This is a genomic window from Streptomyces uncialis, from assembly GCF_001905345.1.
In the GTDB taxonomy this organism is placed as follows: domain Bacteria; phylum Actinomycetota; class Actinomycetes; order Streptomycetales; family Streptomycetaceae; genus Streptomyces; species Streptomyces uncialis.
Genome location: NZ_LFBV01000009.1, coordinates 284110 through 305854 on the forward strand (window position 1 = coordinate 284110; position 21745 = coordinate 305854).

The 21745-nt window shown below is 71.3% G+C and carries 17 protein-coding genes; 11 read left to right on the forward strand and 6 right to left on the reverse strand.

Annotated elements, in window-relative coordinates; all coding sequences use genetic code 11:
• The first annotated feature begins 16 nt into the window (after positions 1-16).
• Complete coding sequence (locus AB852_RS29915; RefSeq protein ID WP_073793347.1) at positions 17-1456, forward strand: gamma-aminobutyraldehyde dehydrogenase; 1440 nt, start codon at positions 17-19, stop codon at positions 1454-1456.
• Between the two features lie 168 nt (positions 1457-1624).
• Here AB852_RS29915 and AB852_RS29920 read toward each other — a convergent pair whose 3' ends face one another.
• Positions 1625-2803 (reverse strand): serine hydrolase domain-containing protein, encoded by a 1179-nt coding sequence (locus tag AB852_RS29920; protein ID WP_073793348.1) that lies wholly within the window; start codon positions 2801-2803, stop codon positions 1625-1627.
• 367 nt (positions 2804-3170) lie between these two features.
• On the opposite strand from AB852_RS29920, the gene AB852_RS29925 reads away from it, so the two are divergent.
• Positions 3171-4085, forward strand: a complete 915-nt coding sequence (locus AB852_RS29925; RefSeq protein ID WP_073793349.1) for a hypothetical protein — start codon at positions 3171-3173, stop codon at positions 4083-4085.
• 13 nt (positions 4086-4098) lie between these two features.
• Here AB852_RS29925 and AB852_RS29930 read toward each other — a convergent pair whose 3' ends face one another.
• Entirely contained in the window at positions 4099-4794 is a 696-nt protein-coding gene (locus tag AB852_RS29930; protein ID WP_073793350.1) for a glycerophosphodiester phosphodiesterase, read from the reverse strand.
• 75 nt (positions 4795-4869) lie between these two features.
• A complete protein-coding gene (locus AB852_RS29935) occupies positions 4870-5943 on the reverse strand; it encodes an adenosine deaminase (protein WP_073793428.1) in 1074 nt (357 codons plus the stop codon).
• A gap of 96 nt (positions 5944-6039) precedes the next feature.
• Between AB852_RS29935 and AB852_RS29940 the strand changes: the two genes are divergently transcribed.
• Positions 6040-6993 carry a DUF4190 domain-containing protein gene (locus AB852_RS29940; RefSeq protein WP_073793351.1) on the forward strand — a complete coding sequence of 318 codons (954 nt, stop codon included), beginning with the start codon at positions 6040-6042 and terminating at the stop codon, positions 6991-6993.
• A 793-nt stretch (positions 6994-7786) separates the two neighbouring features.
• Here AB852_RS29940 and AB852_RS29945 read toward each other — a convergent pair.
• Entirely contained in the window at positions 7787-8386 is a 600-nt protein-coding gene (locus tag AB852_RS29945) for a riboflavin biosynthesis intermediates N-glycosidase (RefSeq protein ID WP_245876969.1), read from the reverse strand.
• Positions 8387-8619: 233 nt separating this feature from the next.
• Between AB852_RS29945 and AB852_RS29950 the strand changes: the two genes are divergently transcribed.
• The 8 genes from AB852_RS29950 to AB852_RS29985 all read left to right on the forward strand — a co-directional run bounded on the left by AB852_RS29950 (position 8620) and on the right by AB852_RS29985 (position 18728).
• Entirely contained in the window at positions 8620-10143 is a 1524-nt protein-coding gene (locus AB852_RS29950) for a gamma-aminobutyraldehyde dehydrogenase (RefSeq protein ID WP_073793353.1), read from the forward strand.
• Between the two features lie 82 nt (positions 10144-10225).
• Positions 10226-11467, forward strand: a complete 1242-nt coding sequence (locus tag AB852_RS29955) for an ABC transporter substrate-binding protein (protein WP_073793429.1) — start codon at positions 10226-10228, stop codon at positions 11465-11467.
• 187 nt (positions 11468-11654) lie between these two features.
• On the forward strand, positions 11655-12803 hold the full coding sequence (locus tag AB852_RS29960; RefSeq protein WP_073793354.1) for an ABC transporter ATP-binding protein: 1149 nt from the start codon (positions 11655-11657) through the stop codon (positions 12801-12803).
• Complete coding sequence (locus AB852_RS29965; RefSeq protein ID WP_073793355.1) at positions 12800-13735, forward strand: ABC transporter permease; 936 nt, start codon at positions 12800-12802, stop codon at positions 13733-13735. The genes AB852_RS29960 and AB852_RS29965 overlap by 4 nt, the downstream gene beginning before the upstream one ends.
• The gene (locus AB852_RS29970; protein WP_073793356.1) at positions 13735-14535 is read left to right on the forward strand and encodes an ABC transporter permease; all 801 of its coding nucleotides are present in this window, start codon (positions 13735-13737) and stop codon (positions 14533-14535) included. Before AB852_RS29965 ends, AB852_RS29970 begins: the two co-directional genes overlap by 1 nt.
• A gap of 65 nt (positions 14536-14600) precedes the next feature.
• The gene (locus tag AB852_RS29975) at positions 14601-16019 is read left to right on the forward strand and encodes an NAD(P)/FAD-dependent oxidoreductase (protein ID WP_073793357.1); all 1419 of its coding nucleotides are present in this window, start codon (positions 14601-14603) and stop codon (positions 16017-16019) included.
• Positions 16020-16256: 237 nt separating this feature from the next.
• Positions 16257-16715, forward strand: a complete 459-nt coding sequence (locus tag AB852_RS29980; RefSeq protein ID WP_073793358.1) for a hypothetical protein — start codon at positions 16257-16259, stop codon at positions 16713-16715.
• 159 nt (positions 16716-16874) lie between these two features.
• Positions 16875-18728 carry a chitinase gene (locus AB852_RS29985; RefSeq protein ID WP_073793359.1) on the forward strand — a complete coding sequence of 618 codons (1854 nt, stop codon included), beginning with the start codon at positions 16875-16877 and terminating at the stop codon, positions 18726-18728.
• A 61-nt stretch (positions 18729-18789) separates the two neighbouring features.
• Here the strand turns inward: AB852_RS29985 and AB852_RS29990 are convergent, their stop codons facing one another.
• Both AB852_RS29990 and gabT read right to left on the reverse strand, forming a co-directional pair.
• Positions 18790-19431 carry a phosphatase PAP2 family protein gene (locus AB852_RS29990; protein ID WP_342748510.1) on the reverse strand — a complete coding sequence of 214 codons (642 nt, stop codon included), beginning with the start codon at positions 19429-19431 and terminating at the stop codon, positions 18790-18792.
• Positions 19432-19920: 489 nt separating this feature from the next.
• The gene (gene gabT / locus AB852_RS29995; RefSeq protein WP_073793360.1) at positions 19921-21255 is read right to left on the reverse strand and encodes a 4-aminobutyrate--2-oxoglutarate transaminase; all 1335 of its coding nucleotides are present in this window, start codon (positions 21253-21255) and stop codon (positions 19921-19923) included.
• Positions 21256-21745 lie beyond the last annotated feature (490 nt).

The window sequence follows — 21745 nt, forward strand, 5'->3', positions numbered from 1 at the left end:
ACTGGAGGGCCTGGCAGTGAGCACCGAGCTGCGTCGTCTGCGCAACTACATCGACGGAGAGTTCCGGGACGCCGCCGACGGACGGACCACCGAGGTGGTCAACCCCGCCACCGGCGAGCCGTACGCGAGCGCCCCGCTGTCCGGCGCGGCGGACGTCGACGCCGCCATGACCGCCGCCGCGACCGCCTTCCCCGCCTGGCGCGACCTCACGCCCAGCGAGCGGCAGCGGGCCCTGCTGAAGATCGCCGACGCGGTCGAGGAGCGCGCCGAGGAACTCATCGCCGCCGAGGTCGAGAACACCGGCAAGCCGATCGGGCTGACCCGCAGCGAAGAGATCCCGCCGATGGTCGACCAGATCCGTTTCTTCGCGGGCGCCGCCCGGATGCTCGAAGGCCGCTCGGCCGGTGAGTACATGGAGGGCCTCACCTCCATCGTCCGCCGTGAGCCCATCGGTGTCTGCGCCCAGGTCGCCCCCTGGAACTACCCGATGATGATGGCCGTGTGGAAGTTCGCCCCGGCCCTCGCCGCGGGCAACACCGTCGTCCTCAAGCCCTCCGACACCACGCCCGCCTCCACGGTGCTGCTCGCGGAGATCATCGGCGCGATCGTGCCCAAGGGCGTCTTCAACGTCGTCTGCGGCGACCGTGACACCGGCCGCGCGATGGTCGAGCACCCGACCCCGGCGATGGCCTCCATCACCGGCTCGGTACGCGCCGGCATGTCCGTCGCCGAGTCCGCCGCCAAGGACCTCAAACGCGTCCATCTGGAGCTGGGCGGCAAGGCGCCGGTCGTGGTCTTCGAGGACACCGACATCGCCAAGGCCGTCGAGGACATCTCCACCGCGGGCTTCTTCAACGCCGGCCAGGACTGTACGGCGGCCACCCGCGTCCTCGTCCAGGAGTCCATCCACGACGAGTTCGTCGAGGCCCTCGCCAAGGCCGCGTCCGAGATCAGGACCGGACAGCCCGACGACGAGGACGTGCTCTACGGCCCGCTCAACAACCCGGCCCAGCTGAAGCAGGTCTCCGGGTTCATCGAGCGGCTGCCCGCCCACGCCAAGGTCGAGACGGGCGGCGAACGCGTCGGGGACAAGGGCTACTTCTACGCCCCGACCGTGGTCTCCGGCCTTCGGCAGGACGACGAGATCATCCAGAACGAGGTCTTCGGCCCCGTCATCACCGTCCAGTCGTTCACCGACGAGGCCCAGGCCATCGGCTACGCCAACGGCGTCGACTACGCCCTGGCCTCCTCCGTATGGACCAAGGACCACGCCCGTGCCATGCGGATGTCCAAGGTCCTCGACTTCGGCTGTGTGTGGATCAACACCCACATCCCGCTGGTCGCCGAGATGCCGCACGGCGGCTTCAAGAAGTCCGGCTACGGCAAGGACCTCTCCGGGTACGGCTTCGACGACTACACGCGCATCAAGCACGTGATGACGTCGATCGAGGGCTGACCGCCCGCACTTCGGTGATCCAGGGGCCGCAGCGCTCCGTAGGAGCCCGGGGGACGGCGACGGACACCCCGTCCATCGCCGTCCCCCGGCCCACCGGTACGACGGACAGGGGCCCGCGCCGGACCACGCGTCACGCGCCGCCCGGCCGCCCCCGCCCACCGCGACGGGTCACCTGCCGAAGACGGCCACGGCCAGCCCCTCCCCGACCCGGTTCATCCCCTCGCCCTTCGCGTCCGTCGACCCGATCGAGTACACCAGCGTCCGCGACAGATCCCTGGTCCCGGCGACGAGTGTGTGGTACCCGTACCGGCCGCCGGTCTTCAGCCACACCTCCGTACCGCCCGCGGTGACGTACCGCTGGAGGCCCGCGCCCATGGACGCCCTGCCCGCCCTGGCCGGGTCCAGCGAGTTCGGCACGTCCGGGACGGTGAACATCTCCTCCAGCTGCGGTCGCGGGACGACCTTCCCCTTGAACAGGGCGGTCAGCAGCCGTTCCAGATCGGCCGTGGTGGAGATCATGTCCCCGGCGGCGAAGCGGTCGTACTGGTTCCAGCGCGTCACATCGACGTACTCGGCGGTCCCGTCCGGCTGCCGCACCTTCTGGTAGCCGCGGTTGTGCGGGCCGCGTATCCGCGGATCGGCGCCGGGGAAGTACGTGTCGTCCATCCCGAGCGGACGGAAGATCCGCCGCTGCGCCTCCCGCGCGTAATCGCGGCCCGTCACCTTCTCGATCAGCATGCCGAGGATCGTGTAGTGGATGTTCGAGTACAGCTGGACCTCACCCGGATCGTGCGCCGGGCCCTGGGCGACGGCCGCCGCCACCACCTTGCGGTGGTCGACGGTGTCCAGCCGTCCCGCGTACAGCTCGTCCCAGGGTGACTCCGCCCAGGCCGACCGGATACCGCTGGTGCAATTGAGCAGTTGCCGTACCGCGACCGGCTTGAACTCCGGTGTCAGCAGGCCGGGGAGATAGTCCTGGACCGGGGCGTCCAGGTCGACGCGGCCCTCGGCGGCGAGCTGGAGGACCAGCGCGCTCGTGACGACCTTGGTGGTCGACCCCGCGCGGAACCGTCCGTCCCGGATCGCGTCCCGCCCGGTCGCCAGATCGCGGACACCCGCGCCCGCGCGCCACACACCGTGCTCACCGCCGACCCGGACCAGCGCGGCCGTCGCGTCGGCGTGCGGCAGACCGGCGACGGCCGCGCGCAGCGCCGGACGGTCGAGGCCGTCCCGCTCGGCGGTCACCTTCGCCGTACCCGACGCGGCGAACGAGGGGACGACGAGCGGTCCCGCGCACAGGGCGGCGACGAGAGCGGTGGCGACGGCGGCGGTACGGGTGCCGGGCATGGGTCCTCCGGGAGCGGCTGGGGGAGACGACAAGGACCATCGTGTCCGCCGCGTCCCGTCCCCGTATCGTCGCCGAGGAGGTTCGCGACCCTGGTGGACGCCAGGGTGGAACACCGCGCCACGGCCCCCGGACCTCAGGGTCGGCCCTTAGGGTCCGTCACCGGTACGGCGCCGGGCGGTCGGCGGCGGACGGGGCGTGCCACCGGGACCAGGCCCCAGGAAAGCGCTCCGCTTCCCTGACCATCCATCACCTCCCTTCCTCCGCAGGCACGATGACCGTCACCGGGCGCCATGGATTCACTGGAGTTCCTGCGGGGGCCACCGTGCTTCATGCGGCCCCCGGGAACACGCACATCTGGAGGTACCCATGGAACAGTGGACCCGGCGAGCGGCCCTGACCGCCGTGACGGCGGCGGGCGCCGCCGCCCTCATCGGCGCGGCACCGCCCCAGCGGGGACGGCGTAACGTCCCGTCCGCGCCGGTCCTGGAGATCGGCACCGGGGAGGACGCGTTCACCGCCCCGGCCCGGACCGTGGCCGGAGCCGTGACGCTCCGGGTCCGCAACACCAGCCCCCGCACCGGGACCGTCGGGGTCGTACGCCTCCACCCGGGCGTCACGGAGGAGCAGTTCCGTACCCGGCTGCGCGCGCTGTTCACCGCGGAGGCGCCCGCCGACGTCATCCACGCGTCCCGCGTGATGATGGCCACCGCCACCCAGCTCGGCGGGGCCTCCCACCACTCCGGGATCGTCGCGGACGCCACCGTCACCCTGGCCCCGGGCCGTCATCTCCTGCTGGAGTACCTGGACTTCATGCCCGGCATCGGCCGCGGTCCGGCGCCCGGCGCGGAGTACGTGCGCCCGCTCACCGTCACCGCCGACGGCCCCGGCGGCCGGGCACCCGTACCGTGCGGGACGCTGACGGCCCACGAGAACGCGGCCGGCGCGCCACGGTTCACGCTGCGGGGCCGGGTGCTCGCCGACCAGCCGTTGCGGTTCGTCAACGCCATGCGGGAACAGGTCGCCGAGGCACGGCTGTACCCGGTGCCCGACGACGCGGTCACCGAGGCGGACATCGTGGCGTTCTTCGCCGGTGAGCCGGGCCCGCCGCCGGTCGACTTCTCGGGGGCGCTGGGCGCCACCCCGCTCACCCCGGGCCATGAGGCCGTCCTGCGGATGCCGATGCGTTCCGGCCGCTACGCCGTCGTCAGCTGGGTACGCGCTCTGGTGGACGCCCGGCCGCTCACGGCAGGCGGCCAGATCCTGCTCACCCGGGTGCCGTGAGACCGGCGCCCTGTCACACCCGCGGGGCGGTACGGGCGCGCAGCGCGGTCAGGGTGCCGACGCGGTTCGTGGTGATCGAGTCGACGCCCGCCGCGAGCAGCCGCCGCATCGAGCGGGAGGTGTCCGGCGTCCACACCGACAGCAGCTGTCCGCCGTCGTGGACGCGCCGTGCCAGCTCCCGGTCGACCAGGCTGAAGCGGTAGTTGAGCCAGCGCGGGCGCACCGCGTCCAGCAGCGCGGGCCGGGGCGGCGCCAGCGTCGTCCAGGTGAGCGCGATCTCGGCGCGCGGGTCCACGGCCCGGACCATCAGCATCGTCCGGGCGCCCGCGCAGTAGTACACCCGCTCCGCGGCGCCGCAGTCCCGGATCACTCCCATGATCCGGCGCACCCCGGCGGCCCCCGCGCCCGGCAGGTCGACCATCACCCGGCTGCCCCCGGTCTCCCGCAGGGCCTCGGCCAGGGTGGGCACCCCGCCGCCGGTCAGTCCCCGTACCTCGTCGGCGGAGAGCCCGTCCAGCGGCCGGTCGTGCTCCCACAGCCGCTTCAGGGTCGCGTCGTGCAGCAGCACCGGCACCCCGTCCCGGGTGAGCCGGACATCGATCTCCACGGCGTCCGCGCCGCGTTCCAGCGCGGAACGCAGGGACGGCAGGGTGTTCTCACGGGCCCGGTAGGGATCGCCGCGGTGGGCGACGGCGGTGACAGCGCGCATGCGCACATTGTGCGGGAGGGGCCCCGGGGCGGGCAGCCCCGGGACCCCTCCGCCGGGCTCATCGCCCCGTCGGACTCAGCCCGCCGGCCATGCCTCGGTGTACGCGTCGATCTCCTCGGTCAGCCGCCGCTTGCCCGCCGGGTCGAGGAACGACGCCTCGACGGCGTTCTTGGCGAGCGCGGCGATACCCCGCTCGTCCAGGTCCAGCAGCCGGGCCGCCACCGCGTACTCGCCGTTGAGGTCGGTACCGAACATCGGCGGATCGTCGGAGTTGATCGTGACCAGGACCCCGGCGTCGACCATGTCCTTCAGCGGGTGCTCCTCCAGGGTGCGCACCGCGCGGGTGGCGATGTTGGAGGTCGGGCACACCTCCAGCGGAATGCGGTGCTCCGCGAGATGGGCGAGCAGTTCCGGGTCCTGGGTGGCGCTGGTGCCATGGCCGATCCGCTCGGCGCGCAGCTCGCGCAGCGCGTCCCAGATGGTGCCGGGTCCGGTGGTCTCGCCCGCGTGCGGCACGGACCGCAGGCCCGCCGCGATGGCCCGGTCGAAGTACGGCTTGAACTGGGGCCGGGGCACCCCGATCTCGGGTCCGCCCAGCCCGAACGACACCAGTCCCTCGGGGCGCAGATGGTCCGAGACGGCGAGCCGGGTCGTCTCCTCGGCCGCCTCCAGCCCGGCCTCACCGGGGATGTCGAAGCACCAGCGCAGCACCACACCCAGCTCCGCCTCGGCGGCCTTGCGGGCGTCCTCGATCGCGGCCATGAACTCCCGCTCGGGGACGCCCCGCCGGGTCGACGACCAGGGCGTGAGGGTCAGCTCCGCGTACCGCACCTGCTGCCGCGCCAGATCACGCGCGATCTCGAAGGTCAGCAGCCGTACGTCGTCCGGGGTGCGGATCAGGTCCACGACGGAGAGGTACACCTGGACGAAGTGCGCGAAGTCGGTGAACGTGAAGTAGTCGACCAGGGCCTCGGGGTCCGTGGGGACCTTCGAGTCCGGGTGCCGCGCGGCCAGTGTGGAGACGATCCGGGGGGAGGCGGAGCCGACATGGTGCACATGCAGTTCGGCTTTCGGCAGCCCGTTGATGAAGGCGTGCGGATCGGTCAAGGGTTCCTCCCCGGGAACGGCGCCTCTGCCGGGCGCGGTGATCGGCTGATCGTTGCTGCGGCCCCATCGTAGGCGGCCGGGCGGTCCGCGCGACGGGGGGCCGTAGCATGTCGGGACATGCACGGAGGGGGCGAACGGATGAGCGAGCAGTGGCACGCGGACGACCGGACTGCGGGGTCCGGGGGACCGGGCGACGGTCCCGAGTACCTGGACGGCGGCCCGGCCGGCCCGGCGGACGCCGCACCCACCGACCCCCGCAGCGGTACGGATTCCGTCCCGGGTACGGGTACGGGTACGGGGTCGGCCGAGCGTGCGGCTCCCGCCGACCCCTGGGCGCCGGTACCCCCGGCCGATGACACCTCGCGTCCCGGCGGAGCCTCGGGCCCCGACCTCACCAAGCGGGCCACCCCGGCCGGTGCGGGTACGCCGCTGGAGGTCCCCGGTGCCGGGAACGGCGGGGCGCACCGGGACCCGTGGGCGCCGCCCACGGGTGACACCCCGGCCCACAGCCAGCCGACCGTCGCCTCGATGCCGACGCCGCACGGCACCGGGGGCGCACCCAACCCCTTCGCCGTGCCCGGCACCGGGCATCCCACCCCGCCTGCCGGGTTCCCACCGCCGGGGACGGTGCCCATGAGCAGCCCGGTGCCGCCGCCCCCGACCGGGCCCGAGGGCCCGGGTCAGCAGTACCCGCACGGATACCCCGGGTACCCCGGTGCGGCGATGCCTCAGCCGCCGTATCCGAACGGTCCCGGCTTCGGCTGGGGCGGGATGCCGCAGCCGCCGCGGGACGGGATGGGGGTCGCTTCCCTGGTCCTCGGGATCATCTCGGTGGTGATCTTCTGTCTCTGGCCGGTGGCGCTGATCACGGGCGCCCTCGCGGTGATCTTCGGCGCGATCGCCCGCTCGCGGGCGAGCAAGGGGCTCGCGTCCAACCCGGGGCAGGCCCTGGCGGGTCTCATCTGCGGGGCGGTGGGCGCGGCGCTGGCCGCGGGGCTCCTTGTCCTGCTGATCGTCGCGCCCGGCAACTGGCCGGACAGCCTCTACGACGACAACGGGTCGCCTTCGCTCGCGCTTTCGAGCCTCCGCTGACCTCACGGGTCGCCTTCGCTTGCGCTTCCTAGGTCTGTCCGGGTGGGCGTACTTGTTCCTGTGCCGTCGCTCGTCGTTTTGCGCAGTTCACCGCGCCCCTGAGGCCGCGCCCTTTGCGGTTCTCGTTCGGCTGCGGGTGGTCCTTGGTTGCTCGCGCAGTTCCTCGCGCCCCTGGGGTTCCACTCCTGGGCGTACTTGTTCCGGTGCGGGTACGTTCGTGGGTGCGCAGTTCCCCGCGCCCCTGGGGTCGCGCCCGCTTGCGGTTCTCGTTCGGGTGCGGGTGGTCCTTGGTTGCTCGCGCAGTTCCTCGCGCCCCTGGATGCTGCCCCTTCGGGTTGTTCGTCGGGTGCGGGGCTGTCCTCGTCTTTGCGCAGTTCCCCGCGCCCCTTTGGGGCGCCACTTGAGGCTGTTGGTCAGGTGAAGGTCCTTCGCTTGCGGAACCCCCCTCCTCGCGGACTCGCGCTGCTGCGGGAGGGGGTGGGCGGGAATCTCTGCTCGCAGACTCCGATGCTCTTCAGTCGGGTAAGGGGGCGTCGTACCGAGCGTGTCGGATCGAGGACGGAGAATCCCGACCGGCACCGACCCGAAGAACCGACCGGACGCGCCCCAAAGGGGCGCGGGGAACTGCGCGAAACCACCGAGCGACGGCACAGCAACGAAGTGCGCTCAGCACCGAGTACCCAGGGGCGCGGGGAACTGCGCACCCACGGACGACCTGTACAGGAACGAAGTACGTCCCGCCGGACAGACCTCGAAAGCGCAAGCGAAGGCGACCCGTACGGGACGGTGACCGTCAGTGGCCTACGTGCGGGCGGCACGCCATCAGTGCGAAACCGAGCAGATTCAGCCCCCGCCACCGCGCGGGATCACCCGCCCGCTCGTCGTCCCCGGCGAGCCCGATCCCCCAGACCCGGTCCACGGGACTCGCCTCGACCAGCACCCGCTCACCCGTACCGCGCAGGAACTCCCGCAGCCGCGGATGCGCGGCGAACTTGCGCGTGCTGCCCGCCACCACGATCCCGAACCGCTCCCGCGCCCAGACCGCCTCGTCGAAGCCCCGGACACGGCGCCCCGCCTTCTGCGCGTCGGCCGGATGCCTGGCCGCGACGGCCGCCCGCTCGGCCTCCGGGTCACCGAAGAGCCGCGCCTTCTCGGCCATCATCCAGTGCTCCGCCGTCGCGTACTCGACCCCCTCGACCGTGAACGGCGAGGGATACCACTGGCTGAAGCAACCGCCGTCGACCTCGCCCTCCACCGCCGGCTGGTGACGCCAGAAGTGCAGGTATTTCACCCGAATTCCCTCGGCGGTCACGGCCAGCAGATCCTCCCGGGAACGAATTCCCCGGACGGCCTCCGCCACCGACTCCCCGCGCATGCTCTGACCTGCGTTCATCGCGTTCTCCCCCTCGCCCGGCCGATGCACGCCACTGTGCCACGCACCACGGACATCCCGTCCTTTGTTTTCCGCTTCGGCTCGACACCTGGTCAACAGATTCCGTCGCGTGACCAAAAGGCAACAACTGAATCACTTGTTGGACCAGTACGCCTCTGCCAGGATCGGCACTCAAATCGAGCTGAAGCTACGCCGCACCCGGGTGACGGGAAGGGCCGGCGGAGGAGAGCGTCATGCACAACCCGGGCCATCGGTTCCAGGCACAGGAACGCTTCGCGGACGGCGCCCAGTACATCGGGGGCCGGCTCGGCAAGGGCACCTCCGAGCGCGCCCACACGGTGGTGGACCCCGCGACCGGCGACGACGTCTACACGTATCAGCTGGCGGGCCGCGACGACGTGGACGCGGCCGTCGCCGCGGCCGCCGCGGCGTTCCCGGAGTGGTCGGGCCGCACCCCGGGCGAGCGCTCCGACGCGCTGCACCGCTTCGCGGCCGTCCTCGCCGAGCAGGCGGACGAGTTCGCGTGGGCCGAGTCCCTCCAGTGCGGCAAGCCGATCAAGCTGACCCGGGAGTTCGACGTACCGGGCACCATCGACAACGCTGCCTTCTTCGCGGGTGCCGCCCGGCAGCTGGCGGGCCAGTCGGCGGGGGAGTACTCCGCCGACCACACCTCGTACGTGCGCCGTGAGCCGATCGGTGTCGTCGGGTCGATCGCGCCCTGGAACTATCCGCTCCAGATGGCCGCCTGGAAGGTGCTCCCGGCGATCGCCGCGGGCAACACCATCGTGCTGAAGCCCGCCGAGCTGACCCCGCTGACCTCGCTGATGTTCGCGGAGGCGGCGGCCGAGGCGGGCATCCCCGACGGGGTCGTCAACATCATCACCGGCGCCGGGCCGGAGGCGGGCGAGCATCTGGTGGGGCACCCGGGGGTCGCGATGACGTCGTTCACCGGTTCCACCGGGGTCGGCAAGCGGGTCGCGGAGATCGCCACCGCCACCGTCAAGCGCCTCCATCTGGAGCTGGGCGGCAAGGCCCCCTTCGTCGTCTTCGACGACGCCGATCTGGAGGCCGCGATCCAGGGCGCCGTCGCCGGTTCCCTGATCAACACCGGTCAGGACTGCACGGCCGCCACCCGCGCGTACGTCCAGCGCCCGCTGTACGACGCCTTCATCGCCGGGGTCGCGGACCTGATGGCCGGTGTCCGGCTCGGTGACCCCTTCGACCGGGCCACCGACCTGGGGCCGCTGGTCTCGTACGCCCAGCGCGACCGCGTCGCCGCGTTCGTGGAGCGGGCCCGCGGCTACGCCCGGGTGGTGACCGGCGGGGAGATCCCCGGCGGTGATCTGTCGAGCGGCGCCTTCTACCGGCCGACCCTGATCGCGGACGCCCCGCAGGACAGCGAGATCGTGCAGGCGGAGATCTTCGGCCCGGTCCTGGTCGTCGTCCCGTTCGACACCGACGACGAGGGCCTGCGGCTCGCGAACGACACCCCCTACGGTCTCGCCGCGTCCGCGTGGACCCGGGACGTGTTCCGGGCCCACCGCGCCACCCGTGAGATCAAGGCGGGCTGTGTCTGGGTCAACGACCACATCCCGATCATCAGCGAGATGCCGCACGGCGGCTTCAAGGCGTCCGGCTTCGGCAAGGACATGTCCGTCTACTCCTTCGAGGAGTACACGCAGGTCAAGCACGTCATGTTCGACAACACCGCGGTCGCCAGGAAGGACTGGCACCGCACGATCTTCGGGGACCGGTAACCCCTTCGCCCCAGGCGGCGTGACCGCCGGGACCGGCCGTGACGAGAACCCGGTCCCCCTGTTCCGAAAGGGCATCACGCGCATGAGTTCCGAGCCCGAGACCTTGTCCCCGGCGCAGAAGGCCGCCATGCGGCGCAGTTTCCAGGGCGGCAGGGGCGCGCTCTCCCGTCGCACCCTGCTGCGCGCCTCCACGGGCGGCGCGCTCGCCGCCGGGGGCGCCCTGGCCCTCACCGGCTGCGGCATCCCCCCGGCCGGCAGGACGGAGACGGTGTCGTCGCAGGACCACTCGGACAAGGAGAAGCGGGTCACCTTCTCCAACTGGACCGAGTACATGGACGTGGACGACAGCGGCAAACGCCGCCCGACCCTGGACGCCTTCCGCGAGCGCACCGGGATCACCGTCAAGTACACCGAGGACATCAACGACAACGTCGAGTTCTTCGGGAAGGTCAAACCGCAGCTCGCCGCAGGTCAGGACACCGGCCGGGACCTGATCAACGTCACCGACTGGCTCGCCGCGCGCCTCATACGCTTCGGCTGGGTCCAGAAACTGGACGCGTCGAACCTCCCGCACGCGTACGCCAATCTGTCGCAGCAGTTCCGCAGCCCCGACTGGGACCCCGGGCGGGCGTACTCGTACCCCTGGACGGGCATCCCGGCGGTCATCGCCTACAACCGCAAGGCCCTCGACGGGCTGGAGGTCCGCTCGCTGTCCGACCTGCTGGACGAGCCGAAGCTCAAGGGCCGCGTCTCGCTGCTCTCCGAGATGCGGGACACCATGGGGCTCGCCCTGCTCGACATGGGCAAGGACCCCGGCAAGGTCACCGACGACGACTTCGACGCGGCGATCGCCCGGGTGCAGAAGGCCGTCGACAAGGGACAGGTCCGCCGCTTCACCGGCAACGACTACACCTCCGACCTGTCCAAGGGCGACATCGCCGCCTGTGTCGCCTGGGCCGGGGACGTCGTCCAGCTCCAGGCCGACAACCCGGACATCGACTTCGTCGTCCCGGACAGCGGCTACATGATCGCCTCCGACAATCTGCTGATCCCCAACAAGGCCCGCCACAAGCGCAACGCCGAACGGCTCATCGACTACTACTACGAGCCCGGCCCCGCTGCCCGGCTCGCCGCGTACATCAACTACGTGTGCCCCGTCGACGGGGTCAGGGCGGAACTGGCGAAGATCGACCCCGGGGCGGCGGAGAACCCGCTGATCATCCCCGACAAGGAGATGGCGTCGAAGTCGCACTCCTTCCGTTCCCTCAGCTCCAAGGAGGAGACGGCGTACGAGGAGAAGTTCGCCAAGCTGTCCGGCGCCTGACCCGGCGCGGCCCGGCCCCGCTCCGCACGGCTCCTCACCCGTCCGGCCGCCACCGCCCGCGCCCCACGGCACGGCCCGTCCGAACCGGCACCGCCCCGGCGGGAACCCCCGGCCACGGCCCCACGGCGGCCCGCACGTCCCCTGAGTCCCGCCCGTGTCCCTCGCCCCTCGAACCCCGGGAACCACCATGACGACCGAACACGGCGGCGATGTCCGCCTCACCGGGATCAGTAAGACGTACGGCTCCTTCACCGCCGTCCATCCGCTCGACCTGACCGTGCCGCACGGCTCGTTCTTCGCGCTGCTCGGCGCCTCCGGCTGCGGCAAGACCACCACCCTGCGGATGATCGCGGGACTGGAGGAGCCCACCTCCGGCACGGTGTTCCTCGGTGAGCAGGACGTGACGGCGCTGCCGCCGTACAAACGGCCCGTCAACACCGTCTTCCAGTCGTACGCGCTCTTCCCGCACCTCGACATCTTCGAGAACGTCGCCTTCGGACTGCGCAGGCGCGGCATCAGGTCGGTGAAGAAGCAGGTCGAGGAGATGCTCGACCTGGTGCAGCTCGGTGACTTCGCGCGCCGCAAACCGCACCAGCTCTCCGGCGGCCAGCAGCAGCGGGTGGCCGTCGCCCGCGCGCTGATCAACCACCCCAAGGTGCTGCTCCTCGACGAGCCGCTGGGCGCCCTGGACCTCAAGCTGCGCCGCCAGATGCAGCTCGAACTCAAGCGCATCCAGACCGAGGTCGGCATCACGTTCGTCCATGTCACCCACGACCAGGAGGAGGCCATGACGATGGCCGACACGGTCGCGGTGATGAACAAGGGCCGGGTCGAACAGCTCGGGGCGCCCGCCGACCTCTACGAGAACCCGCGCACCACGTTCGTCGCGAACTTCCTCGGCACCTCCAACCTCATCGAGGCGACCGTGGACAGCCGCTCCGGCGAGGAACTGGTGCTCACCGTCGCGGACAGCCGGCTGGTGCTCCCGGCGGCCCGCTGCTCGGCGCCGACCGGCGGCGGGGGGAAGGTCCTGGCCGGGGTCCGGCCGGAGAAGATGTCCCTCACCCACGCGGACGACGCCGACGCGATACCCGGCGGCCGCAACCGGGTGCCCGGGACGATCACCGCGAGCAGCTTCATCGGGGTGTCCACCCAGTACCTCGTGGACAGCCCGGTCCACCCGGAGCTGGAGGTGTACGTCCAGAACGTCGAGCGTGACGACCGGCTGGTCCCGGGCACCCCGGTCGTCCTGCACTGGAACCCGGGCCACACCTTCGGCCTCGACGCGGCCCAGGACATCGACGCGGGTGTCGAGTCGGTGGAGGAGGCCGCATGAGTACGGTCACCGACGCCCCCGGGGCGCCGGCGGACACGGCCCCCGGGCCGGCGGCCCGCCCGCCGCGCAGACGCGGCAGACTCACCCCCTACTGGCTGCTGCTGCCGGGCATCCTGTGGCTGCTGGTGTTCTTCGCCCTGCCGCTGGTCTACCAGGCGTCCACCTCCGTACAGACCGGGTCCCTGGAGGAGGGCTTCGAGGTCACCTGGCACTTCGCCACGTACTGGGAAGCGCTCACCGACTACTGGCCGCAGTTCCTGCGCTCGGTGCTCTACGCCGGGTCCGCGACCGTGCTGTGCCTGCTGCTCGGCTATCCGCTGGCGTATCTGATCGCGTTCCGCGCGGGACGCTGGCGCAATGTCGTCCTCGTCCTGGTCATCGCGCCGTTCTTCACCAGCTTCCTGATCCGCACCCTGGCCTGGAAGACCATCCTCGCCGACAGCGGACCGCTGGTCGAACTCCTCAACACCCTGCACATCCTGGATGTGACCAGCTGGCTCGGGATGACCGACGGGGAGCGCGTCCTCGCGACCCCGCTCGCGGTGATCTGCGGACTCACCTACAACTTCCTGCCGTTCATGATCCTGCCGCTGTACACCTCGCTGGAGCGCATCGACGGACGGCTCCACGAAGCCTCCGGCGATCTCTATGCCCGGCCCTTCACCACCTTCCGCAAGGTGACCCTGCCGCTGTCGATGCCGGGTGTGGTCTCCGGGACGCTGCTCACCTTCATTCCCGCCTCCGGTGACTATGTGAACGCCGATCTCCTCGGTTCCACCGACACCCGAATGATCGGCAATGTCATCCAGACGCAGTTCCTGAGGGTTCTCGACTATCCGACGGCCGCCGCGCTGTCGTTCATCGTGATGGCCGCGATCCTCGTCATCGTCACGCTGTACATCCGCAAGTCCGGGACGGAGGATCTGGTCTGATGGCCGTTCTGCGCTGGATTCGCCGTAATCTCGTCGTCATCGCCGGTCTGCTGACCCTCGGTTATCTGCTGCTGCCGAATGTCGTTGTCACGGTGTTCTCCTTCAACAAACCGAAGGGCCGCTTCAACTACGAGTGGCAGAACTTCTCCACCGACGCCTGGCGGGACCCGTGCGGCGTCGCCGATCTGTGCGGTTCGCTCTCGCTCAGTCTGCGGATCGCCGCCTTCGCCACCATCGGGGCCACGGTCCTCGGGGTGATGATCGCGTTCGCCCTGGTCAGATATCGTTTCCGGGCCCGGGGAGCGGTCAGTTCGCTGATCTTCCTGCCGATGGCCATGCCCGAGGTCGTGATGGCCGCCTCGCTGCTGACGCTGTTCCTCAACATGGGCGCGGAACTCGGTTTCTGGACGGTGCTGATCGCGCACATCATGTTCTGTCTGAGTTTTGTGGTGACCGCCGTCAAGGCGCGGGTCATGTCGATGGACCCCCGTCTGGAACAGGCCGCCCAGGACCTCTACGCGGGCCCCGTCCAGACATTTCTCCGGGTGACCCTGCCGATCGCGGCGCCCGGGATCGCGGCGGGCGCGCTGCTCGCCTTCGCCCTGTCCTTCGACGATTTCATCATCACCAATTTCAACGCGGGTTCCACCGTCACCTTCCCCATGTTCGTCTGGGGTTCGGCGCAGCGCGGGACACCCGTTCAGATCAATGTCATCGGTACGGCCATGTTCCTGATCGCCGTACTGTTCGTGCTGATCAGCATGGTGATCGGGAACCGCCGCAGAAAGCGTCACGCATAACCGCGCCCGCGCGAGATCCCCCGTACCACGGCACAACCGTACGATCCCTGTAGGGAGTTGAGATCATGGCCCCGAGTGCCATGACCCGCTGGACCACGTCCCTCGCCGACGCGCGGCCCGTCCCCTTCTGGCTGGACGACCCCGGCAGGCCTCCCGCCGAGCCCGCGCTCACCGGTACCGAGCACTGCGATCTGCTGGTGGTCGGCGGCGGCTACAGCGGGCTGTGGACCGCGCTGCTCGCCAAGGAACGCGACCCGGACCGGGACGTGGTGCTCGTCGAGGGCCGTTCGGTGGGCTGGGCCGCCTCCGGCCGCAACGGCGGCTTCTGCGCCGCCTCGCTCACCCACGGGCTGGACAACGGTCTGGCGCGCTGGCCCGGCGAGATCGGCCGGCTGGAGAAGCTGGGTGTCCAGAACCTCGACGCGATCGAGGCGGCGGTCGCCCGCTACGGCATCGACTGCGACTTCGAGCGGACCGGCGAGCTGGACGTGGCGACCGAGCCGTACCAGGCCGACGAGATGCGCGCCTGGTACCAGGACATGCGCCGCCGGGGTCTCGCGGACGGCCGGGAGTTCCTGGACGAGGACGCCGTGCGCGGCGAGGTCGACTCACCGCTGTTCCGCGCGGGCGTCTGGGACCGGGATGGGGTGGCGATGCTGAACCCGGCCCGGCTCGCCTGGGGCCTCAAACGCGCCTGTGTGTCGCTGGGCGTCCGGGTGTACGAGCACACCCCCGCCCTGACTCTGCTCGCCCGGGGCGCGGGCATGGCGGTGCGCACCCCGTACGGCAGGATCTTCGCGCGGCGGGTCGCGCTCGGCACCAATGTGTTCCCGTCGCTGGTCAAGCGGGTGCGCCCGTACACGGTCCCGGTGTACGACTACGCGCTGATGACCCAGCCGCTGACCGAGGCGCAGCTGGCGTCCGTCGGCTGGGCCAACCGCCAGGGACTCGGGGACAGCGCCAACCAGTTCCACTACTTCCGGCTCTCCGCCGACCGGCGGGTGCTGTGGGGCGGGTACGACGCGGTGTACCCGTACGGCGGGCGGCTGAGCGCCGAGCACGACGACCGGCCCGAGACGTACGCGAAGCTCGCCGCGCACTTCTTCCGGTACTTCCCGCAGCTCGAAGGGGTCCGTTTCAGCCATGCGTGGGGCGGGGCGATCGACACCTGCTCACGGTTCTCGGCGTTCTTCGGCACCGCCCACGGCGGCCGGGTCGCCTATGCCGCCGGGTACACCGGGCTGGGCGTCGGCGCCACCCGCTTCGGCGGCGAGGTGATGCTGGACCTGCTCGCGGGGGAGCGGACCGAGCGCACGGAGCTGGAGATGGTCCGCAGGAAGCCGCTGCCGTTCCCGCCCGAACCGTTCGCGTGGACGGGGATCGCGCTCACCAAGTGGTCCCTCGCCCGTGCCGACGCCAACGAGGGGCACCGCAATCTGTGGCTGCGCACGATGGACCGGCTGGGGCTCGGGTTCGACAGCTAGCGATCGCCGTCCGGGTCGCGCCGGTGTCCCGCCGCGAGCGCCCGGCCGTCGGGACATCGGTCCGGTCGGTTGATATGACCATCGGTCATCCCGGTGGGCGGCTCTGTGTCGCCGCAGGTCAGGGGCTGTGACGCAGTTCACTACCAACTAGTAGCCGGAACCCGCGTAACGCTTGGCGTTCCACCGCCTCCCAACAGGGGCCGCACCCGCGGTCCTTGAGGGAATCGGAGGCACGACATGACCGGGCCAATGGCCAAGTCCGCTGTGGAATGGCTGGTGTCGGTGGCACCAGACCCCGACGTCTGCCGCTGGGAGTGGGAGCGCAACCCCCTCGGGGTCACCCTCCTTCCGGCGGGCCGGCTCTGGGACGTCCTGATCCTGCCGGGGGAACTCGGCTGCCCCACGCTCGATGTGCTCAGCCGGGTCATCGACCGGCCGGGCCCCGTGCTCGCCGACTTCGGCGACTCCCGGACGGGCTTCTTCGTCCCGTCCGGCACCGCCTCGCGCTGGCTCGGCACCGGGGTGCGCGCCGCCGGGCCGGGGACCTGGATCGTGGTCCCCTATCCCGGCCGGGCCACCGGCGGGGTGCGGTGGCTGATCCCGCCGGACGGCTCCGGCACCCTCACCGACCCCGTGCTGCTCGAACTGGCCATGCACGAGGCGGCGGCGGATCTCGCGCGCGGGACCGGAGGCTGACGGGCGGCGAGGGCGGCGGCCGCGGCCGTCGTGACGGGCGGCCCCGCGACAGCGGATAACCGCCGGAGGTCTTGACAACGGAATTGGTCTGGACCAAGTTGAGCGGCGCTCCACCCACGCACTTCGTGTTGCCACATCCCCCCATGTCCGGAGGCTGTCGTGGATCGCACCAGACCGCGCGTACGTCCCCCCGTCCGCGGATTCCGTCCCAGACTTCTCGCCGTGCTGGCGGCCACAGCGCTGGCCGTACTGCCCGGCCTCACCATCACGTCATCGGTCGCCCGTGCGGCCGATGCCGACCTCGCCCGCAACGGAGGCTTTGAAACCGGCCTCGACGGCTGGAACTGTTCCGCGGGCAGCGGAGCCACCGTCACCACACCCGTGCGCACCGGCACGTCCGCGCTGCGCGCGACCCCCTCGGGCGGCGACAACGCGCGCTGCTCCCAGACCGTCACCGTCAAGCCCGACTCGGTGTACACCCTCAGCGGATTCGTCCGGGGCAGCTACGTCTACCTCGGCGTCACCGGTACGGGCACACCCAACGGCGACGGGTTCAACTGGACCCAGTCCGCCGCCGACTGGCAGCGCCTCAGTACCACCTTCCGCACCGGCGCGGGCACCAACCGGGTCACCCTCTACACCCACGGCTGGTACGGCACGGCCGCCTACCACGCCGACGACATCTCCCTGGTCGGCCCGTCCGTCGACCCCGGCCAGCCGCCGGCCGTCCCCACCGGCCTGCGCACCGGCACCATCGGCGCCACCAGCGTCCCGCTGACCTGGAACCCGGTCGCGAACGCCACCAGCTACTCGGTCTACCAGGGCGGCGTCAAGGTCCAGACCGTCACCGGCACCTCCACCACCATCAGCGGACTGCGGCCCGTCACGGACTACAGCTTCCAGGTGACCGCGGCCAACGACGCGGGGGAGTCCGCCAGATCGGCGGCCGTGCCCGCCCGGACCACCGAGGGCGGCGGAGGGGGCGACGGCGGTCTCCCCCCGAAGGCCCTCGTCGGCTATCTGCACGCCAGCTTCGCCAACGGCTCCGGCTACACCCGGATGGCCGACGTCCCCGACAGCTGGGACGTCATCCAGCTCGCCTTCGGTGAGCCGACCTCCGTCACCTCCGGCGACATCCGCTTCAACCGCTGCCCGGTGACCGAGTGCCCGAACGTCGAGAGCGACGCCGAGTTCAAGGCCGCCATCAAGGCCAAGCAGGCCGCGGGCAAGAAGGTCCTGATCTCCATCGGCGGCCAGAACGGCCAGGTCCAGCTGAACTCCACCGGCGCCCGGGACGCGTTCGTCACCTCCGTCTCCCGGATCATCGACGAGTACGGCCTCGACGGACTCGACATCGACTTCGAGGGCCACTCCCTGTCCCTGAACGCCGGTGACACCGACTTCAAGAACCCGACGACCCCGGTGATCGTCAACCTGATCGACGCCCTCAAGACCCTGAAGGCCAAGTACGGCAACAAGTTCGTGCTGACGATGGCCCCCGAGACGTTCTTCGTCCAGATGGGCTACCAGTTCTACGGCCGGGGCCAGTGGGGCGGCCAGGACCCGCGCTGCGGCGCCTATCTGCCGGTCATCCACGCCCTGCGGGACGACCTCAGCCTGCTGCACGTCCAGGACTACAACTCCGGCCCGATCATGGGCCTCGACAACCAGTACCACACCATGGGCGGCGCGGACTTCCACATCGCCATGACCGACATGCTGCTCACCGGGTTCCCCGTCGCGGGCAACACCGCCAACGTCTTCCCGGCGCTGCGCCCCGAGCAGGTCGCCATCGGGATGCCCGCCTCCGTCAACGCCGGCAACGGCCATGTCTCCAGCGCCGAGGTCAACAAGGCCCTCGACTGCCTCACCAAGAACACCAACTGCGGCTCGTACCGGACCCACGGCACCTGGCCCGCCCTGCGCGGACTCATGACCTGGTCCATCAACTGGGACCGCCACAACAACTGGCAGTTCTCCCGCAACTTCGACACGTACTTCCCGGCCGTGTGACGCGCGGCGGCACGATGACGTGCCGCCCCTGACACCTCGCGGCCCCGGGCCGCCGGACCCCTCAGCCCACCGGGGGGTCCGGCGGCCCGTCCGTGTCCCGCCGCCCGGTGCGCCCGCCGGAGCCGGGCACGCACAGCGCGACCAGCACCAGCAGCGCCCCGCACAGACTCCAGCTCCCGAGCACGTCCAGCGGCCAGTGGTAGCCCCGGCGCACCAGCCCGTACCCCGTGCCCACCACGACCAGCAGACAGCCCGTGACGAGCCCCCGCCGCGCCGTCCGGCCGCGCGTCCAGGGCAGCAGCAGAAGGACGGCCGCGCCGTACGCGGCGGCGGAGGTCGCGGCATGACCCGACGGGTAGAACCCCGTACCGCCGACCGGTCCCGGTGGCCCCGGACGGCCGATCAGCGCCTTCATCGCCACCACCAGCAGCAGAGTCACCAGGAGCAGCAGTGCGGCGGCGGCCGGTCCGGCCCACCAGCGGGCGATCCGGGCCCGCCGCGCCCGCCAGGCCGCGTATCCGGCGGCGACGGCGAGGACGGACAGCGCCACGGGGACATTGCCGAGGTCGGCCAGGAGTTCGGCGGGGCCGTCCGGCATCGCGGAGGTCCGCAGCACTCCGGCGGCGCGGACATCGGCCCTCAGCAGCGGACCACCGGCGGCGACCTGCCAGGTGACGCACACGAGGACCAGCGCGCACAGCACGAAGGCGGCCAGGGGCCAGCGGCCCAGAAGTGTGTTCGGCCGCCCCGGAACAGGGGGGGTGGTTCCGGGGCGGCCGGGGTGACCGGAACGCCGCGCGCCCCGGGGGGTTTGGGGCGGGCGGCCGTCCGATCGGTGAGGAGTCCCGGCGCCGAAGGCTCCGGTGGTGTGCGCGAACGCACGGCCGGTACGCGACTGGGGAGGCCACGCACCGGAGCCGCCCGGGGTCACCCCCGGGCGAGGTGTTTCTCTCATCCGCACCGAACCTACGACAGCGGGACGCCCTTCCGACAGCCGGAACGGCACCCCGACATGGGCCCCGCACACCTTCTTCACACCCTCTGCCGCTCGGCGTCCGCATGTGAACGGTCCGGGGCGGACAGTGACCGTCCCTGTACGGAAAGTACAGGACGAGGAGTGCGGGACGGGCGGCCGACGGGACCGGCGCACCGGGCGGACCCGGGACGCCGGCCGGTATCGGCCGGGCCCGGATCAGATCCGGGTGAAGGCGCCCTCAAGGATGTCGAGGCCCTCGTGCAGCAGGTCCTCGCCGATCACCAGCGGCGGCAGGAACCGCAGGACGTTGCCGTACGTACCGCAGGTGAGCACCAGCAGGCCCTCCGCGTGGCACGCCTTGGCGAGCGCGCCCGCCGCCTCGGCGTTCGGCTCCTTGGTCGTACGGTCCTTGACCAGCTCGATCGCGATCATCGCGCCGCGTCCGCGGATGTCACCGATGATGTCGAACTTCTCCGCCATCGCGACGAGCCGGGCCTTCATGAGCTCCTCGATGCGCTTGGCGCGCGCGTTGAGGTCCAGCTCCTTCATCGTCTCGATCGCGCCCAGCGCGCCCGCGCACGCCACCGGGTTGCCCCCGTAGGTGCCGCCGAGGCCGCCCGCGTGCGGGGCGTCCATGATCTCGGCGCGGCCCGTGACGGCGGCCAGCGGCAGCCCGCCCGCGATGCCCTTGGCCGTGGTGATCAGGTCCGGGACGATGCCCTCGTCCTCGCACGCGAACCACTGGCCCGTGCGGCAGAACCCGGACTGGATCTCGTCCGCCACGAACACGATGCCGTTCTCGGTGGCGAACTCGCTGATCGCCGGGAGGAAGCCCTTCGCGGGCTCGATGAAGCCGCCCTCGCCGAGCACCGGCTCGATGATGATCGCGGCGACGTTGTCCGCGCCGATCTGCTTGACGATCCGGTCGATAGCCTCGGCGGCCGCCTCCGCGCCGGCGTTCTCCGGACCGGTCGGCCAGCGGTACGCGTACGCCACCGGCACCCGGTACACCTCGGGCGCGAACGGACCGAAGCCCTGCTTGTACGGCATGTTCTTCGCCGTCAGCGCCATCGTCAGATTGGTCCGGCCGTGGTACCCGTGGTCGAACACCACGACCGCCTGCCGCTTGGTGTACGCGCGGGCGATCTTCACGGCGTTCTCGACGGCCTCGGCACCCGAGTTGAACAGCGCCGACTTCTTCGCGTGGTCGCCCGGGGTCAGCTCCGCCAGCGCCTCGGCGACAGCCACGTAACCCTCGTACGGCGTGACCATGAAACAGGTGTGGGTGAAGTCGGCGAGCTGCGCGGTGGCACGGCGTACGACCGCTTCGGCGGACGCGCCGACGCTGGTCACGGCGATACCGGAACCGAAGTCGATCAGCCGGTTGCCGTCCACGTCCTCGATGATGCCGCCGCCCGCGCGGGCCGTGAACACCGGCAGCGTGGAGCCCACACCCGCCGCGACCACGGCGGTGCGCCGGGCCTGGAGGTCCAGGGACTTCGGGCCGGGGATGGCGGTGACGACGCGGCGCTCCTGCGGCAGTGCGGTCATATGGGGCTCCTGGGGGTGTCACGGACGCGGTGGCGCGGACGCGGCCGCTCGCCGCTGCTCCGGTTCCGCTGGTCTGTCGGGGTTCCTCCGCAGGCTAGAGCCGGTCCGGGAAGGTGGGCATGCTCCACGGGGGAGTTGTTCGGACGGGTCGTTGTCCGCCATGGACATAGTCCCGCCCGGGCCGCCGGGAGGCGCGCCGGACGGCGCCTTCCCCACGGCGGCGGCGCGTAACCGCCGCGCTCCCCGGGCAGGGGCACTAGATTGACGGCCGTACACAGGGGACCGGCAGGTCAGGGGGCAGGGTCGTGAAGCACGACGGACGCGACGGCGACGACGGCACACAGGACACACGCGGTACGCACGCCGCACCCGTGCCCCGTCCGGCCAGAACGCCGGACGGACCGGTCGGGCCGGTACGCCGTACGGGCGACCCGGCGCCAGTGGCGCCCTGGCACACACCACAGCCCCGGTACGGAGCCCCGGACGCCGC

Excerpts from the sequence above, each read along its gene's own strand:
- AB852_RS29920 (WP_073793348.1), bottom strand. The coding sequence starts at position 2,803 with ATGCCCGGCACCCGTACCGCCGCCGTCGCCACCGCTCTCGTCGCCGCC.
- AB852_RS29925 (WP_073793349.1), top strand. The coding sequence starts at position 3,171 with ATGGAACAGTGGACCCGGCGAGCGGCCCTGACCGCCGTGACGGCGGCG.
- AB852_RS29930 (WP_073793350.1), bottom strand. The coding sequence starts at position 4,794 with ATGCGCGCTGTCACCGCCGTCGCCCACCGCGGCGATCCCTACCGGGCC.
- AB852_RS29940 (WP_073793351.1), top strand. The coding sequence starts at position 6,040 with ATGAGCGAGCAGTGGCACGCGGACGACCGGACTGCGGGGTCCGGGGGA.
- AB852_RS29945 (WP_245876969.1), bottom strand. The coding sequence starts at position 8,386 with ATGAACGCAGGTCAGAGCATGCGCGGGGAGTCGGTGGCGGAGGCCGTC.
- AB852_RS29950 (WP_073793353.1), top strand. The coding sequence starts at position 8,620 with ATGCACAACCCGGGCCATCGGTTCCAGGCACAGGAACGCTTCGCGGAC.
- AB852_RS29955 (WP_073793429.1), top strand. The coding sequence starts at position 10,226 with ATGAGTTCCGAGCCCGAGACCTTGTCCCCGGCGCAGAAGGCCGCCATG.
- AB852_RS29960 (WP_073793354.1), top strand. The coding sequence starts at position 11,655 with ATGACGACCGAACACGGCGGCGATGTCCGCCTCACCGGGATCAGTAAG.
- AB852_RS29965 (WP_073793355.1), top strand. The coding sequence starts at position 12,800 with ATGAGTACGGTCACCGACGCCCCCGGGGCGCCGGCGGACACGGCCCCC.
- AB852_RS29970 (WP_073793356.1), top strand. The coding sequence starts at position 13,735 with ATGGCCGTTCTGCGCTGGATTCGCCGTAATCTCGTCGTCATCGCCGGT.
- AB852_RS29975 (WP_073793357.1), top strand. The coding sequence starts at position 14,601 with ATGGCCCCGAGTGCCATGACCCGCTGGACCACGTCCCTCGCCGACGCG.
- AB852_RS29980 (WP_073793358.1), top strand. The coding sequence starts at position 16,257 with ATGACCGGGCCAATGGCCAAGTCCGCTGTGGAATGGCTGGTGTCGGTG.
- gabT (WP_073793360.1), bottom strand. The coding sequence starts at position 21,255 with ATGACCGCACTGCCGCAGGAGCGCCGCGTCGTCACCGCCATCCCCGGC.